Here is a 17438-nt window from a genome sequence, read left to right on the forward strand (position 1 = left end):
CCAATATCGCCCGTAGTGGCAACTATTATTTGGTGCGGCGCACCGTTAAAAAGTTATGATTTGGGAAGACTTGAACTCACCATAGCATGTAGATTTTTTATTGAGACATTTACGGGTTTTCGCCTTTCACCTTTATCGTCTGCCAGAACTGATTAATCTTTATAATCTGAGGTTCAATTAAATTAATAATTGCTTTTTGAGATTCAAGTTTACCAATAACCTCCTGTAGTTTTTGTTTGCTTCTCGGAGTTCCAACAAAGGATTCAATAAGCTTGTAATCTTTGTTATTGATATTTAAACAAAGAGGTATTTTAATCTGCGAAGCGAAATCGAAATTTTTTGTTTTGTAATCTTCTACGCCCTGTGTTAGCATTATAATAACCACTCCTTTGGACCTTAACACGCGAAGTATATCTTCTAATGCTTTACTGGCATTTTTATTCTTTAAATATACGTGAGCTTCGTCGATTACTATTACGTATCGTAATGGTTTAATCCTGTCTTTTGTAGGTTCAGTGTCATTCGTTGAACTGAATTCGGCAAGTAAATATTTTAATGTTAAGAAGACGCAGAGCTGTCGCAAGGTGTCTGATAATTCAAGCGGTAAGTTTATGTAAAGACTTTGCTCATAAATTTTTTTGTCTAATGCACCTGGTTGTGATTGAAAGATACTTGTCGCCAAATCAGAAATGATTGCATCAAGCGAATCAGGATTTCTTTGATTATTTTGATTATAAGTATCTAGTGCTTCTAAAACTGTATTCAATGTTGGGTGTGCATTTGAATTATTCTCTGACGTTAAGGACCGAAGGTTATTTTGACGTTCGAAGCAGTCGGTGACAATTGTCTGCAAAATATGTTTCTGATTTGGACCTAACTGTGTCGCAATCGTACAAACAAAATCTACAAATGATTTAATATTGAAACTTCTTGCTCTCTCATCCTCTAGGTTTATGAAACTTAATGGGTTTAATTCAAAAGGTGTTTTTCTTAAATCTACCATCTTGCTGCCTGTCAATTCGAAGAATGATTTTAATCTGTCTGGGCTTCCTTCACCTTTATAGTCAAAGAAAATAAATTTTAATTCATTTTTTGTTTGAACTGAAATTTGATATAGTAAATCCTTTACCAATTCGGTTTTGCCAGAACCCACCATACCTGCGATGGCGATATTGCAGCTATCGAATTCGTTCAAGTCATTAATGCGAAGTCTGATTTCATTCTGTAACTCATCTTTACCTACGACTATTGATACAAGTTCCTTGTAGGAATTAAACTCCTTGGTAGTAGCGGAGTTTTGTATAAATGGATTGCTTGCAGATATTAATTCTAGGCCATTCTTAACTAGCTTCATTAAATGGGATATGTGCGAACCACTTGTAATATTTTTATCTTCAATATCCCCATAAATTTTCTCTAACCCGAAATCTAAATGTCTTTTGAAAAGCTTGATAAACTCCTCCTCTGTTAAGGTTTTGTTGTAATGTTGGTCAAGAAGAGCTTTGTAGATAACAAAGTAAGATTTTTCATCAGCAGAATGTCCAAATAATGCTCTTTCATCGCGCCAATCTCTTCCGTCTGAACTAATTTGCACATCTTCAAGGATATTAAACTTCCTATTCAATTGTAAACTGTAGGTAAATGCAATCCTTGCGATAATTCCATCAAACTTAAAATTGTATAATAGTGTAAGATGGTCGATGATTTCCGAATTTCTTTTGCTTATTCTAATTCTCATAGCTTTGAAAATAACCTTGTTTAATTTTTGTTTGGTTCTTACTGCTTTCGAGTAAATAGGCATTAGCAACAAAACCTCTCACAAGCTTAAATCTAGAAGGTGGAATTTCATTATTTGTTGCCATAAGCACAACCTGATTTGCAAGATTTGGATAATAACTTAACAGAAAGTTATTGATATGCTCGTGGTCCAATCTTCCCAAAGGAGTGTCAATAAATATAGGAAAATCCTGCACGGCTAAACTTAATATGGCTTTAACTAATGAGGAAATATAAATCTGTTTTTCGCCCATACTAAGACTTTCCTTAGGTGTAATATTCCCATCGCTGTCAAATAAGGATATTTTTAGCCCATCATTATTTGGCAATGCTTCAGCTTTAATAGCAGCGATGAATTTTCCATTGCTACCGTCTCTAAGTTTATGCATTAGCTGATTCATTTCGTTGAAAGTGGTTTGTTCCAAAGCTGAACATTTACTTTTCTTCTGCGCACTTACAAAATCTTCCAAAGCTCTAATGTATAGATTGGCTTTATCAAGTTTCTTTTTCTTTTGTTCTGAAACACTAATTCTTTTGAGTAATACCTGCAATGATTGGTTTAGTTTTTCATTTTCTCTTTTCAAATTTTCTTTTTGGTTTTGAAAAGAACCCTTTTCTTCAATTAGCTTTTCAATTTTCCTTTCTGCTTCTTTCTTGTTAGTAGTGTATTCAATTATTTCCTCATCTTCAAGATCAGATTCTATATTTTTTATTACTTTTTCTATTTCAGTAATATCATTTTTCACTCTGTTGAAATTATCAATTGTCTGTTCAAAAATATCCTTCGATTGTTTTTGAATATGATTGAATGTCTCCACTATCAAATCCTTTTCAGACTTACTAAGATCATGCTCAAATTCCAACTCATTTGTCTTTTCAATTTTTCCAAAAACATCTTCTACTATCCTTTTAGCTTTATCGGCATAAAAAATTTTTTTAGAAAACGAAATATCGCCATCAGTTGGAAATGGAGGATTATTAAATAGCTTCTCTATGAACTCACTATTTTTTTCAATTAACTCATTTTGTTTTTCGACTAGATATGATTCTTCGTCTTGTAATTTAATATGTTCATTTACTTCCTCTAATTTTCCTGCTGCAAGTACAAATGGAATGATTTCACTTAATTCATTGAACTTATTTTCCAAGTCTTTTTCCTTTTTTCTCAATTCATCTCTCTGTTTGTAAAGTTCATCTAAGCTTGAAGTGTTGAACGATCTATTACTATATTGAACTAAGAAGGCTTCATATTTTACAATCTCTGATTTTATTTTTGCTGTGTCAGATTCGTTAATAAGTATTTCGCTTTCTAAGTGTTCTATTTTTTCTATATTAAGCTCAATACCCTTTTCTGTCGTTATAATCGTTTGTCTTACTTGCGCCGTTGCACTTTCTTTTCTTAATCCATCAGTATAAATATTCAGATCATTTATTAATCCTTCATACACATCAAGCCCCAATAATTTTCCTAGGGCATCATTAAGAACACTGCCCTCCTCCTTCGTAGATAGTTCAGCCCAGCTTGCAATTTTTTCTGCATCAAAAAAGACAAACTTCGCAGCTTCCAAGGGAATAAGATAGTCATTAACAAAGTTTATTTTATCGTCAAGTGTTTGAAACATTGAATTTTTAATGCCATCGATTTTAATATCAAAAGTGTCATCGCCTGGAGAATTAATATTAAACTCTCTTTTTATTCTACACTTATAATTATTTCCCGATTCGTTTTCTCTTGTTTCAGGCAATTCTAAATCACTGATAAAAATTTCAACAGAGAATTTGCTTTTCCCCTCTCTTACAATATCCCAATTAAGAGAACTTTTCAAAAATTTTGGATAGCTACCATCTTTCTGAATTTCTCTTTTAAACCCTTCGTCAATCTTTGCAATATCTTCTCCGTATAAGCACCAAACAAGAGATAACAAAAAATTTGTTTTGCCATAACCAGTTTTCCCTCCTAGTAAAACAATGTTTTTCTCTTTGGTAGTCATCAAGTTAATAACGTTCTCACCATAATATTGCCGAAAGTTTGTCAGTATTATTTTGTCAATTTTCATTTTCGATTGAGTTTTCGATTTCTTTATCTATAGTTTGTTGAATAAGAGCATTTCTTTTTAAAAGCTTTTTTGTTTTTTCTGCTTCTAAAAGATTTTCAACCGAGATAAAACTAACCTGGTTTTTTCTACACTCTTTTTCAAGTTCTTCCGCGTGGATATGTTTAATTTTGTCAATTCTACTCATACTGTTATTGTGTTATTTTCATTAAGAATAATTTCGCCTGTTTGTATTCTATTTTCAAGTACACTAATTACCTGCACCGGAGTATAGCCATAGAGATTTACGTAATGGGCAACAACATCAGCATAATTCCAATCATTGAATTTTTTCAATATTTCTATTCGAAAAAATGTTCCTGCGACTCTCTTGAAAACAGTATCCGATGGCGCATAATATTTGTTTTTAAGCCCTATGTATCCACCTTCAAAGAAGACGAACCTGTTTTTATCTTCTGCTTGAATGTTACTAAGGATATTTGTAGCTGATGTGTCACGGAATTGCTTCACATAATTTACAATGTCGTAAGCATGTTGCGGCTTATCATATTTTGCAAGATATTCCTCTGCAATATCTCTTATAGTTCCTCCCTTCACGAATTTATCTTCTAGTTCCCATTTCTTTAATCCATATGTACTGGTTCTACCAATGTATATAAATAAGTTTTTTTCTCTTTGAAGTGTAGACCGAATTGACTGTTCGTTTATATCAAGGTCCGCATACTTTTCTCTAATTGCTTTTAAAATGTCCTCGACTTTTGTCATTTCTCCCAACTCTTCCAATATTTCAAAAGTATATTCTGGGAGTGTTTTTCTTACGTTTCTTTCAAATATGACATATCCTTCGTTGCTTACAACCAGATCAAATTCATTGTATAAAATGGTGTCACAAATTTGCTTTATGCTTGAAAAATGCTTTTTGCCATCGGGCGAAATAAACTGAAGCAGATATCCTTCGAAATGTAAAGCGTAAGTTTCTGTAATACGGCTAGATAAGTGTGAACTTATGTCATTTGTGAATGTTTCAAAATTGAAAGAATTAAAAAGAGTTTTCTCAATTAAGTAGCAATTTTTGTAAGAAATGGTATTTGAATAGTTTCCTTTTTCGGGATTTTTTATGTTAGCTCCAAGAACACTATGAGATTTTTCCATTAACAATCCCAAGATTGCACTGTAAAATTTAATGTTGAAATTTACATGCTCCGCAACGTTGATTTTTTTAATAAAATTTTTATCTATTACTGTAAAATAAGCATCCGCTGAAATATCATAACTAACAAAATACTGCGGATTGAATGTTAAAACGAAACGAAAATAATCATGTACTTCGTATTCAATAATGATTCTTAACTGTCTTAGTCTTTCCTTAGTTAGATCTACTTCTATTCCAATTTGCTCAATTGATTTAGCTGCACCGTCTGAATATTGAAAGTAAAAGATTTCCCGTTCTTTAGGGTTGAATATTTGACCATTTTCGATTAGGAAATAAATTAATTTGAAAAGTTTTATTTTCCCTGCATTGTCAAAGACGGTTTCAAACTGCTCGTAGAAATTTTTTGGAAGATTGGTAAAGGTTGTCTTAATAATTAGTTTTGTGTATTCTCTGCTTAAAAGGTCGTCTTCAATAAATCTTAATGTCCCAATGAACGAAGTAATGTCAGCTTTAAAGTTATTAAGTTCTGAAACAGTTTTACTTCCGATATTTCTAATGTCTTGAAAATCGAAATAGTAAGAATAGATGGTATCAATAAGTTCCTTACTGGTAAAGTCTTCTCCCAAGAACTGTGTTATTCCGTTCCTTGCTCTTACTTTGAGATTTGAAAAAAGAAATTTAATATGGCGGTTTAGTATTGCTTTTTTAAAAGGATTGAAATCATTAATACTAACACTGCTTGTAAGCCGTTCATCTAAGTCCGTTATTGTAGGTTGTGAATTTTCAACGATATTGTTGTTGCAGTCTCGAAGTCGAACATTCATTATGAAATGAGAAAGAGCGTCTGTGAAGTTATCTAGCTCTACTATTGTTTTTGCGCCTATATTTCTAACTGTTCGAAAGTTAAAAGTAGGGGAATAAATTATTTCAGCTAGTTCAATTGCGCTGGGCGTTTCAGCAAATAAACTTTGCAAACCATTTCTTGCTCTAACAGAAAGCCCTAGAAGTAAATGCTCTATATGTTTATTGGTTGCATGAATTTCATCTTTTGTAAGTTGCTTAATCAGTTTTTTTACTTCATTCCTTCTTTTTATTTCTTCTATTGTACCATCTACTGATTGATTGCCTGAGTTCTTGCATATTTCTGAAAGTTCCTTTTCTATTTTTGTGCCACATTTTCTTAAATATTTGAAAGAGCCTTTTTTGCGGTAAAATGATATTATGTCTTTTAATCCATTTATATCATTATTCTTACATACATGAATGGCTTTTACTGAAATCCAGCCAGCCTTTTCTAAATCCTCCAACGATATATCTTCTACGCTATATGGCATCATTTTAAAGAAAATTATTTACAGTTGCACTTTAAGAAGTCGAAGAAAGGGAAAAGGGGAAAATCTCCGAATTTCCTAAGTCCTAAGCTCCCTAAACATTAAGAGGGCAGGCAAATGTTAAAAGTTGCATTTTGGGGATTTGGTCTGTAGTAGTTTTGTGTCAAACGCGACTTCCCCGTTATATAGACCGATTAATGTTCTAATTGGTGACTTCTTGAAAATATTGATTATTTTTTGGCGATTGTGGCAATGCTTCGCCACCTAAGTCACAGACAAAGGTTTAGGTGGTTGAGGTGAACTTACTAATTAATCAGTAAACTCAAAAGCAAAAAGATATAAGAAAATTAGGATTTTTCAGAATTTGAAGAATTTGTACAGTATCAGAAAATTGTGGAATGCAGAGCCTCCAAATTTTCGTAAATCCTTGAACTAACACGTTCGCTCGAAAGGATTTTTAGACTTTCGGAAATTTGGAGCCTTTTCATTTGCTTAAAATCAACGGCAATTCTGACAATTTTTTACTCTGTGACTGAAAAAGATATATCTTCTGACTCTATCTCAAAGATTGATGAAGCACTGACTCGTATAAAGTTTCTATCAACAAAACGGTAAGCAATTATGAATATCACAATAATCATAGATAAATCAACATTTCAAATGCTCAGTTATCAAGAACTGTTGTATGTAAGTAGCTATTACAAACATAATATTAGCCCTGTGTTGACAATGGAAGTGTTGGGGGATTTAAAAAAAGAAGCAAAAGAAGGAAAAAACCCTTCGTCTACCCGAGTAACAGATTTTGCAAGAAAATTATTTCCAGTAGATACTATTGTAAACACTCATTATAAAGATCTTATTGTAACAGACTTAATGGGAAATCATCCATCATTAGATGGTCGTCCTAATGTGAATGTTGAAAAAACCGTAAAGTCAGAAAGTGGCATGAAGGGACAAGTTTTGAGTATTTCAAAAGAGGAGCAATCCATTTACAAATGGCGAGAAGGTGATTTTAGTGTAGCTGATCACGAACTTTCAGAGTTGTGGAGGTCAGCCACTACTCAAGAAGATTTGTTGACCAAACTAAAAGATGCTTTGGTGTCGACTAATGGAAAAGTAACAATTAAAAACTTTGCTGAGCTTAGTGAACTTGTGGATAAAGTACTTCAATCACCAGAGATTCAGCAAGAACTGTTGAAATCCGCAATTGATATTTATGAGGTGCCGGCTGACGTAGCAGTTAAGATTTTCTCAAGGTGGCATAGTGAAGGGCAAGCATTATTAAAAGATTTTTGCCCATATACTTATCACTGTTTAAAGGTTGATAATTTGTTTTTATTTGGATTAACCAATGATTTGGTAACAACCCGACCAACAAACCGTGTGGATTGTGAGTATTTATATTACTTACCGTTTTGCAACGTCTTTACATCAAATGACAAATTTCATAAAAACCTAGTTCCCTTACTACTTAGACCAGATCAAAAATTTGTTACTGGAGAAGAATTTAAAAAGGACATGATATTAATTAATAACTATTTTGAAGAGAAAGGGGTTGAGGTAAGGAAAAAGTTTAAAAACGAACCGCCTTTAATTGAGGAATCTTTGACTTATCAGCTGTGGAAGGAATACTTTGATTATCCTAAAGAAAGTAATCTAAAAAGAAACCTGTCTGACAAAGAAATGGAAATGATGAGAAGAAAAATGGATGAGCTTGAGGGGGCAATGAAGGGGGAGAAAATAGAAATGCAGGAAGGAGAGGAAACAGAATTTATCATAAAGGAATCCTATCTAAGTGCGGATGACCCTTGTTTTTGTGGCAGCGGCAAAAAAGTAATTGAATGCTGTATTCCTCCAGAAGAATTTACAAAGTTAGCGAAGAAAAGCTAACAGGAAATGCTAGACTAAAAAGGATGATTACGTTTCCTAGAAAATGGCACTGCGATATCTTTTTAATATTTAAAATTAAAAATTTCTTTTAATTCGACGCGTAATGCAGTAGCAATGGCGGCGAGTGTGGAAATTGTAGGGTTAATTTCCCCCCTTTCAATTCTACCAACTTGTGACAACGGAATATCAGCCTCGTAAGCCAGGTCTTCCTGAGAAAATCCTTGGACATTACGAAGGTCTTTTATACGTTTGCCTAAGGCTTTCATAAGAGCCTTATTTTTAACATTTATCACTAGCCCAAAATGGGCTTTTTGTTTAATCTAAATAGACGCATATATGCGTTATTTTGCTTTATGAACTACCTAATCACGAAACAACCGAAAAGCAAGGGGATTGCAATTTTATTAGTCATATTGTTTGGACCACTCGGAATGTTCTATTCTACAATTGCCGGCGGATTAACAATGACCTTAGCTGCGCCGATATTAGTACTTAGTTTATTTGGGAAGGCTTGGTCAAGCCATGATTTCGCATTTAATATGCTCGGAGTTCTTTGGACTTTTTTGTCTTATATTCTTTGCTTTCTTTGGGCAGTCTCAGCAGTTAAAGATTATAACTCAAAAATTTTGACTGAAGCTTATGATAATAACTACCCCTCTATACCAACCGAGACCAAAGAAATGATTTATCAGAATTTGGAGAGAATTAAAAAGCTTCACGTAGATGGAATTCTCACGGATGAAATGTATGAACAACAAAAGAATGAATACCTACACAGATTAGGGTTATTGGACCAATCTCAAACATCCTTGGAGTATCAAGTGGAATTTGATAAAACGTTTAGAAGGAATCGTAATGCATATAAGAGTTGGATTATTGTTCTTTTAGTTGTCGGTCTAATAGGGACTTGGTTGATTTTGTGGGCAGATAATCGTAATAAAAAGCAAGAATCAATCACACAGACTAAGACCATTGATTATAGCTCGCCTGAAGAAAAAGTAACTGAATCGATTAGACAAACAACTGATTTTGATGCTTCAAAAAAAGTTCTCACAGAGCCACTTCCCGACCCAATTCTCAATACTGACGCCATTCGAATTAATATTAAAGAGAAGGGAATTTCTGGATTTAAAGTAAACTCTGCTTCAGATGGAACTAATATTGAAAGCTCAAGCTATTTCATCTTTACAGACAAAAATATTTATTTGATAAAAAACGATGTCCCAATAAAATACTGGCGCGTAATTAAAACTATTGTTGGTCCAAACGGAGAAGGAGATGAAATAATAACAAAGGAAGGTGATAATTTCATTTTGTTCGGATCTGTTAGAATTGTCAATAAGCAAAATGAAGAAATAGGCTATGATGGCGACTTTTGTAACATTGAGGAAGTAGAATTGAATTCTAAATACATTAAGAAGTAATTGAATTTTATTTAATCATAGGTTTGGCATTGATTTACATTCAATGAAGGAAAAGACTTTTCGAACCTCTTCAACGAAGGGGTTCGTACCTTTGCATTATTCCCACATTACAAATAATGCAAACAGACTATTCAAAAGTTAATAATCTTTTATTGGCTTATCCAGAAAAGTTTTACAACGAGTATGAATCACTTACTGCGTTTTATGATAGCCTAATAGATATAATTCCTAATTCAATCCAGCTATGGGTTATATGTAATAATCAATCCTCGATCGAAAAGCTCAAACAAAAATTTTATTACAAAAAGATCAATCCGTTAGGTATTAAAGGATGGGATGAAATCTGGTTGCGTGATTGTATTGGATTGAAAAGAGAAAACGAAATAATTAAACCCTACTACCATCCGAACTATTGCGAAATGGCAGAACCTGGTTTTTATAATTATTATTATAAAATAAATAAGCTCTCAAAGATCATCATTAAAGAATGTATTTCAGAAAAAATAATAAACCTGCCATTGCGATTGGATGGCGGCAATTTTGTAAATAACGGCAGCATTGCTTTTTTGACTGATAAGGTGGTTGTAGATAACAGGGAGTTGTCCAAAAGTGAGATTACTGCCATTATAAAAGATTTTACAGGCTTACAGGCAATCATTCTCCCAAGAAGTTTAAATGACAGTGTTGGGCACTTAGATTCATTACTTTCTTTTACGACCAACAACAAAGCATGTATTTCAAATTACCCTTCATTACCTTTTTTGAAACAGGATATTGAACTTTTGTATAAAATAAGAGCAGTGCTGGAAGAAGAAAAAATTGAGGTGTTTGAAATTCACGACAGGCCAATAGATGAAGCGGTTGCCTGTAATTGTTATTTGAAAAATAAAAAAGCCTGTTTCTCAACTGCAAGGGGTAATTACCTGAATTTTCTAAGGCTTAACAACACTATTATTTTGCCAGAGTATACTTTGCCAACTCAAAGGGAAACCAAATATTACAATTCAATAAATAAAGAAATATTGGAAAACCAAGGGTTTGAAGTAGTTGGCATTAACTGTGACCAACTATCAAAAAAAGGTGGTTCATTACACTGCATTAGCTATGCATTTTGAGAATCTGAGAATTTTTTAAAAGGAAATTTTTAAATTTCCGCTGGACTAATGCGGATCTCCAGTGATTCGTAAAAAGTTGCTGGTAGAAAATTAAAGACTGTAGTACTTGAGAACTTACATTTTGACAAATTTTATTAATTTGAGAAGTGAACCAGTGGAATTCATTCACAAACAACCCCCTTTTAATGCTTACAACATCCGCATTGTATTATCCGCATACTAAGATTGCTGATAAAAACTTAATAAAAAGTTCTTTATTGCTATGGGATCAAGTAGAATATATCACTCCTTCTAATAATTGGACTCACGAGCGGTTTGAATCAAAGGTATTTAACGAAGCTATAGATTTGATTGCGAGGCCGCATTTTCCAACTCAAAGTGAAAGAAAAGTAGCCCACAACAAAATAAAATCATTGGTTGAGGAAGGGCTTCCAGAATGGTTCTTTTTAGACGTGATGAAGAATATAAAAAATCCTCAATTATACACTTTCTATCCAGATAAATTTAGTCAAGAAACTTGGGAACTACTTGAAAGAAAGGTCTTAGCAAAATTTGACCGAAGAAATTCTGATTATTCTTCTTCTCCTTACTTTGGACTAATAATGATGTCATTGTTAGCTGATTCCTGCGCTGGTGAGACGAAAAGAAAAATCACCGATAGAACAGATGCCTACGCTTGGTTACAAAAATATAGCACTAATCAACTTGGAGGGCAATATATAAAGCATATGGATATAAGTCAAGTTGCACCTGCCTACGAAAGGCTTGTTACCTTATCCATAAAGGTTATTAATACTGATGGCATTTCTATTAAAAGCCTAGTGGCCATGAGAAAAAGAGAGTTAAACTCATCGTCACCAGACTATAGGAAGTTTCGAATGAATTATCTATCAAAAGTAGATGGGTATATTAGAGAGCTTTCGAAATTTAACAAGAAATCAGATTTCAAAGAGATTGAAAGGCAATTTCAAAAAGATATGGAAAGCGATTTACAAGATTTGCGAGAGGAGTTGAATTTGACAAAAAAACAACTACTTTTTTCAAAAGAGGTAGGGGTGGCCGTTTTAGCAACTGTTGGGGCTTTGACTACTCAGGTTGCAGGGCTAACAGATCTTGCTTCATCTTTGAGTTCTATAGGTGTAGGTGCATTGATAAATACGGGTTACAAGCAAAAAGCAGAAAGAAGAAAAATTTTCCGCTCAAATTCAATGTCTTGGCTGTATTTGGCTAATAGGAGAGAGACTCAATTTGATCCCAGAAAAATTATCATTTAGAGGCTTAAGGACATGACAGTTATTTTTTTAAATAAAAAGGGCAAAAAAATCGAAATACAAATTTTCGATTTTTCTTTAAAAACTATGGGACAACTCAACGGACAACCAGAAACAAAAATGACCCACAAGGGGCCATTCGCGCGGAAAATTTCGAAAATTTGTAGTCCCGACAAGAATCGAACTTGTATCTAGAGTTTAGGAAACTCCTATTCTATCCATTGAACTACGGGACCGTTATTAAAATTTTTTGCAAATATCTTCTACCTGCACCAGTTTTCCAATATTTCTCTTTTAAAATTGCTTGATCTCTTGTGTCGAACGGTTCAAAATACACAATTCTAAAAGGAGCATAGTGCTTATTTGATTTTGTTTTTAATGAATTATGTTGTTTTAAACGAACTTCTAAATTTTCACAATGTCCTTTATAAAAATAATCTGGAAAATTGATGCATTGAATAACATATGCAAAGTACATAATCGAACTTGTATCTAGAGTTTAGGAAACTCCTATTCCCCGCCCGAACGCCGTTCAGGCGGGCGGGTATCCATTGAACTACGGGACCAGATTGAAACTTCAATTGCTGAAATTCAAAATCTTTGCAAATATCAGAGATTCAAAGTAAAAAGTAAAAATTAAAAAGTCAAAAACAAGACTGCAAACCAACGTTCCATTTTTTGACTTTTCACTTTTGACTTTTTACTTCTTCCTCGGCTTCGCTCTTTCATACTGCGACGGCCACGGAATATCAACTCCCAATGTTTGCGCGGCATGAAGCGGAAAGTAAGGATCACGAAGAAGTTCTCTCGCCATTACGATCACGTCTGCCTGGCCATTTTGTAAAATACTTTCGGCATGCTCCGCTGTGGTGATGAGACCGACGGCTCCGGTTAAAATGCCGGTTTCTTCCTTTATTTTTTCTGCGAAGGGAACCTGGTAACCGGGTGATAAAGGAATTTTTTGCTCATGTGACAAGCCGCCGGAGGACGTGTCGATCAAATCAACACCTTCGGCTTTAAGCATTGCGGCAAGCTTCACGCTTTCTTCAATGTTCCAGCCGCCGTCTACCCAATCGCTTCCGGAAATGCGAACAAACAAGGGATTGCTTTTGGGCCACTCTGTGTGAATGGCTTCTATTATTTCCAGTAAAAATCTTATCCTGTTTTCAAAGCTGCCGCCATATTCATCTGAGCGGTGATTGGATAATGGCGATAAAAATTCATGAATCAAATAGCCATGTGCGGCATGTATTTCAATTACTTTAAAGCCAGCTTTCACGGCTCTTTTTGCCGCTTCCTTAAAATCTATAGCGAGTTTTTTTATTTCGTCAACAGTTAGTGCTTTCGGTTTTTCATAATGCTCCTGGAAAGGAATTTCAGAAGGCGCGACGGTTTGCCAGCCGCCGTCTTTCACTCGTATTTGTGTGGCGCCCTTCCATGGCGAAAGCGAACTTGCCTTTCTTCCTGCATGCGCCAGTTGAATGCCTGCCACTGCGCCATGCTCATGAATGAATTCTACTATCTGCTCCAGCTTTTCTATATGTTCATCTTTCCAGATGCCGAGATCATCGGGTGAAATGCGCCCCTCGGGATTAACGGCTGTGGCTTCTGTAATGATCAGCCCGGCGCCTCCGACAGCACGGCTCCCCAAGTGCACAAGGTGCCAGTCATTTGCAAAACCGTCAACGGAAGAATATTCGCACATGGGCGACACAACAATTCTGTTTCTAAACGTAACCTCTTTAATGGTGAGTGTTTCAAATAATTTTGCCATTTCCTCTTTGTTTATAATACAAGGTAACTAAAAGGCAATTGAAAATTGAAAGTTGAAAATGGGCGGGTGCGGGGAATGGCACACGGATGACACGGATTGGACGGATTTACACGGATTCTTTCTGAACTCACGAATTATTGTTTTGGTTAGTTTAATGTGAAGCCCATTCAGTTATTCTGTTACTCAGATATTTAGTTCTTAGCAACAAATCTGTGTAAATCCGTCTAATCCGTGTCATCCGTGTGCCAATAAAAAAACCCCGGAAATTCCGGGGCTTTTCAAACAATTTAAGGCAAGTTTAAGCTGATATGCTTTCAATCTTGAATTGAATGACACCTGCAGGCGCCTGCACTTCTGCAACTTCACCTTTCTTTTTGCCAAGCAATCCCTGTCCGATAGGAGAACCCACGGAAATTTTGCCGGATTTAAGATCAGCTTCCTTCTCAGATACTATTTGATAAGTAACTGATTTTTTAGTTTTTATATTGGTAACTGTTACTTTGGTCAATATGGAAACTTTGCTGGTATCGATCGCGTCAGCATCCAGGATTCTGGCAATAGCAAGATCACTTTCAAACTTTTTGATCTTCGCCTCCAGCATCCCTTGAGCCTCTTTGGCCGCATCGTATTCTGCATTTTCACGTAAATCACCTTTTTCACGAGCTTCAGCAATAGCTTTTGAAGCGGCAGGTCTTTCTACCGTTTTCATGTGGTGCAAATCGATCTTCATTTGCTCCAGCGTTTCTTTACTTACATAAATTACATCAGACATAAAACCCTCCTTGTTTTAGACAGGAATGAAAAAAAGGGCAACGCTTTCAACATTAGTGAAAGCGTTGCCTTTTAAGTACTACGAAGATAATTAAATTTTGTTCAAAAAGTAAGTTTTATTTCCGCCAAAAAAGATTTACAATTTTTTTATAAAAACCTGTTATACAGCTCTTCATACTGCGGAACGATGTTGTGGATATCGAAGGTGGCGGCGTGTTTTGCAGCCCGTTTTTTAAACTCTTGTAGAACAGCATCTTCCTTTAAAATGTGAATCGCGTGTTCGCTCATTTCTTTTACATCACCTACATTGCTCATGTAGCCTGTTTTGCCCTGCAACTGAATTTCCGGTATGCCACCAGCATTGGTGCTGATAACGGGAACGCCTGCTGCCATTGCTTCCAGCGCGGCCAAACCAAAGCTTTCATACTCGGAGGTTAGCAGAAACAGATCCGACACTGCCAGAATCTCTTCCATTTGCTCCTGTTTACCTACAAAACGGATATCGCTATACAGATCGAGCTTACGGCACATTTCTTCTGCCATTGGCCTTTCCGGGCCATCCCCTACAAAAAGCAACTTTGCCGGCAGTTCTTTACGTATTTCTGCAAATACATTTACAACGTCTGCTATACGCTTTACTTTTCTAAAGTTTGAAGCATGTAAAACGATCCTTTCATTATTCGGGGCGATCACTTTTTTGAAGGCGTCGATCGGTTTTTTACGGAAACGGCTAACATCTACGAAGTTGTGAATGACTTCTATGTCCTTCTCAATTTTGAAAAATTTAAAGGTTTCATCTTTCAGGTTTTGAGAAACCGCAGTAATGGCATCACTTTCATTCATGGAGAATGTAACGACCGGAGCGTAGGTCTTGTCACGGCCAACCAATGTTATATCTGTACCGTGAAGCGTGGTGATCACAGGTATTTTGATGCCTTCTTTTTCGAGAATCTTTTTAGCCATATATGCCGCAGACGCGTGCGGAATGGCGTAATGCACATGCAACAGGTCGAGCTGGTGATTTATGGCAACATCTACCATCGCGCTGCTCAAAGCTGTTTCATAAGGGGGATAATCAAATAACGGATATGTGGGCACATGTACCTCGTGATAGAAAATATTTGCATTGAATTCATTAAGACGAACGGGCTGCTGATAAGTTATAAAGTGGACCTGGTGATTCTTATTTGCCAATGCTTTTCCTAATTCCGTCGCGAGTACTCCACTACCGCCAAAGGTGGGGTAGCATACTATTCCAATTCGCATAACAATTTATATTTATTAAGATAAAAGATTGCGAAGTTATTCAATTTTCAATTGAGCCATTTTTAAACAATTATTAATCAACAATCGAATAAGTAAAAAGTAAAAATTAAGAAGTAAAAAGAATATCCAATTTTGTGAACCATATGCTTTAGAAGCAGTTTAGCAACTGAAGATTTTGATTTTCGAATTTTGCCTTTTAACTTAACTCGAGTATCTTTCACACTGATTAATAGAATTTTATGCGAAAATTTGTAAACATTCTCATCATAACAATCGTTCTGGGATTGGGTATCTTTTTCTTCTGGAGATATTATTTCGTTTTTGGGGAAGGTACTAAGGCGGGCGAGCTGAATTTCTTCGTGAAGAAAGGCTACATCTTTAAGACATACGAAGGCAGGCTCATTCAAACAGGCTTCCGCTCGGCGGCTCCCGGCAACCTACAATCCAATGAGTTTGATTTTTCTGTTGCCAACGAAAGAGTGGCGGCACAAATCATGAACAATAGCGGCAAATTTTTTGAACTACACTATAAAGAATACCTCGGTTCCTTGCCATGGAGAGGCAACAGTGAATTTATCGTCGATAGCATTATGAAAATTCAAGACGTGCAGCCGGGAAGAACGGGAGGGATACAGTAGCTGAATAACTGAATAATTGAATAACTGAGTGTTCGAATGACAACGTGGTCTTAGAAAATCAAACACTCAGCCCCGCTCTGCAAGGCTTATAGCCTTGCTGTTCTATTCTATCGCCTTTGGCGATTTAAAAAAATGTTGCCAGAAGCAACAGAGTAATGCTGCAAGGCTACAAGCCTTGCAGAGCTAACATCGAACAACTATAAACTAACAACTAATCAAAAATATCGCCGGGCGTTTATGAATGTCCGGTTTATTTTTTTGCCATGCGGCAATAGATTTTGTTTGAATGCTTTCGTTTTTGCCGGTGATGTCAACGGCAATGCAGAGTTTGGTGGAAGGCTTACAGGTTTTTAAGATCGTTTCTATAAGCTGGTTGTTTCTGTAAGGTGTTTCGATAAAGATTTGTGTACATTGTCTTTTAATAGAATCTGCTTCCAGGTCTTTTAATGCTTTTATTCTCGCCCCGTTGTCTATTGGTAAATAACCGTTGAATTGAAATAGCTGACCGTTCATGCCGCTCGCCATTAATGCCAATAAAATAGAGCTCGGTCCCACAAGAGGCTTTACTTCGGCAAACATTTCATGCGCCACACCCACCAATATTTGCCCCGGATCGGCAACGCCAGGACAACCCGCTTCGCTTATAATGCCAATGGTAGCACCGCTTTGTATTGCTTTTCTAAATTTATCCTTTACCTCATCCTCAGCTTTGTGTATCGTATGCCATTCATAATTATCGATGATCATTTCTTTCCACAACATCTTCAAATAACGGCGTGCAGTTCTTTCGTTTTCTACAAAAAACACACGGCACTCTTTCACAGCCTCTAAAATGTAAGCAGGAATAACCGCTACATTTTCTTCATCTAGATATGTGGGTATGAGATAAACCTTTCCTATCGCAAGACTTGCCATTATATAAGGATTTAAAATTTATTATAAACCGTAAAAATAAATTTTAAATCCTTATAATGC

Annotated in this window: 15 protein-coding genes and 1 tRNA gene; 5 read left to right on the forward strand and 11 right to left on the reverse strand. The window is 35.5% G+C overall.

Annotated features, from left to right (window positions below; genetic code table 11):
* Positions 1–109: 109 nt before the first annotated feature.
* From KTO63_RS04005 to KTO63_RS04020, 4 genes are read right to left on the reverse strand one after another with little or no spacing between them, the layout of a single operon-like run.
* Positions 110–1738 carry a DndE family protein gene (locus KTO63_RS04005; RefSeq protein ID WP_217789859.1) on the reverse strand — a complete coding sequence of 543 codons (1629 nt, stop codon included), beginning with the start codon at positions 1736–1738 and terminating at the stop codon, positions 110–112.
* Entirely contained in the window at positions 1728–3833 is a 2106-nt protein-coding gene (locus tag KTO63_RS04010) for an AAA family ATPase (protein ID WP_217789860.1), read from the reverse strand. Before KTO63_RS04010 ends, KTO63_RS04005 begins: the two co-directional genes overlap by 11 nt.
* Positions 3823–4017 (reverse strand): hypothetical protein, encoded by a 195-nt coding sequence (locus tag KTO63_RS04015; protein WP_217789861.1) that lies wholly within the window; start codon positions 4015–4017, stop codon positions 3823–3825. Before KTO63_RS04015 ends, KTO63_RS04010 begins: the two co-directional genes overlap by 11 nt.
* Positions 4014–6320: a hypothetical protein gene (locus KTO63_RS04020; RefSeq protein WP_217789862.1), complete on the reverse strand. Its 2307-nt coding sequence runs from the start codon at positions 6318–6320 to the stop codon at positions 4014–4016. Before KTO63_RS04020 ends, KTO63_RS04015 begins: the two co-directional genes overlap by 4 nt.
* Positions 6321–6935: 615 nt before the next feature.
* On the opposite strand from KTO63_RS04020, the gene KTO63_RS04025 reads away from it, so the two are divergent.
* Entirely contained in the window at positions 6936–8204 is a 1269-nt protein-coding gene (locus KTO63_RS04025) for an SEC-C domain-containing protein (RefSeq protein ID WP_217789863.1), read from the forward strand.
* Positions 8205–8266: 62 nt separating this feature from the next.
* Here KTO63_RS04025 and KTO63_RS04030 read toward each other — a convergent pair whose 3' ends face one another.
* The gene (locus KTO63_RS04030) at positions 8267–8470 is read right to left on the reverse strand and encodes a helix-turn-helix domain-containing protein (RefSeq protein ID WP_217789864.1); all 204 of its coding nucleotides are present in this window, start codon (positions 8468–8470) and stop codon (positions 8267–8269) included.
* 87 nt (positions 8471–8557) lie between these two features.
* Here KTO63_RS04030 and KTO63_RS04035 point away from each other — a divergent pair, with 87 nt between their 5' ends.
* From KTO63_RS04035 to KTO63_RS04045, 3 genes are all read left to right on the forward strand, one after another.
* On the forward strand, positions 8558–9628 hold the full coding sequence (locus KTO63_RS04035; protein ID WP_217789865.1) for a hypothetical protein: 1071 nt from the start codon (positions 8558–8560) through the stop codon (positions 9626–9628).
* Positions 9629–9744: 116 nt separating this feature from the next.
* Positions 9745–10743, forward strand: coding sequence for an agmatine deiminase family protein (locus KTO63_RS04040; RefSeq protein ID WP_217789866.1), 999 nt, complete (start codon positions 9745–9747; stop codon positions 10741–10743).
* Positions 10744–10928: 185 nt separating this feature from the next.
* Positions 10929–12017, forward strand: coding sequence for a hypothetical protein (locus tag KTO63_RS04045; RefSeq protein ID WP_217789867.1), 1089 nt, complete (start codon positions 10929–10931; stop codon positions 12015–12017).
* A 161-nt stretch (positions 12018–12178) separates the two neighbouring features.
* Here the strand turns inward: KTO63_RS04045 and KTO63_RS04050 are convergent.
* The 5 genes from KTO63_RS04050 to bshA all read right to left on the reverse strand — a co-directional run bounded on the left by KTO63_RS04050 (position 12179) and on the right by bshA (position 15825).
* Positions 12179–12250: transfer RNA gene (locus KTO63_RS04050), tRNA-Arg, on the reverse strand.
* Positions 12241–12492, reverse strand: coding sequence for a GIY-YIG nuclease family protein (locus KTO63_RS26510; protein ID WP_217789868.1), 252 nt, complete (start codon positions 12490–12492; stop codon positions 12241–12243). The genes KTO63_RS04050 and KTO63_RS26510 overlap by 10 nt, the downstream gene beginning before the upstream one ends.
* A gap of 222 nt (positions 12493–12714) precedes the next feature.
* The gene (gene namA / locus KTO63_RS04060) at positions 12715–13788 is read right to left on the reverse strand and encodes an NADPH dehydrogenase NamA (protein ID WP_217789869.1); all 1074 of its coding nucleotides are present in this window, start codon (positions 13786–13788) and stop codon (positions 12715–12717) included.
* Positions 13789–14086: 298 nt separating this feature from the next.
* Positions 14087–14560 carry a transcription elongation factor GreA gene (gene greA / locus KTO63_RS04065; protein WP_217789870.1) on the reverse strand — a complete coding sequence of 158 codons (474 nt, stop codon included), beginning with the start codon at positions 14558–14560 and terminating at the stop codon, positions 14087–14089.
* 146 nt (positions 14561–14706) lie between these two features.
* Positions 14707–15825, reverse strand: a complete 1119-nt coding sequence (gene bshA, locus KTO63_RS04070; protein WP_217789871.1) for an N-acetyl-alpha-D-glucosaminyl L-malate synthase BshA — start codon at positions 15823–15825, stop codon at positions 14707–14709.
* Between the two features lie 239 nt (positions 15826–16064).
* Between bshA and KTO63_RS04075 the strand changes: the two genes are divergently transcribed.
* Positions 16065–16463, forward strand: coding sequence for a hypothetical protein (locus KTO63_RS04075; RefSeq protein WP_217789872.1), 399 nt, complete (start codon positions 16065–16067; stop codon positions 16461–16463).
* Between the two features lie 204 nt (positions 16464–16667).
* Here the strand turns inward: KTO63_RS04075 and KTO63_RS04080 are convergent, their stop codons facing one another.
* Complete coding sequence (locus KTO63_RS04080) at positions 16668–17378, reverse strand: SAM-dependent methyltransferase (protein ID WP_217789873.1); 711 nt, start codon at positions 17376–17378, stop codon at positions 16668–16670.
* Positions 17379–17438: the final 60 nt, after the last annotated feature.

The organism is Pinibacter aurantiacus (genome assembly GCF_019130065.1).
GTDB lineage: Bacteria > Bacteroidota > Bacteroidia > Chitinophagales > Chitinophagaceae > Pinibacter > Pinibacter aurantiacus.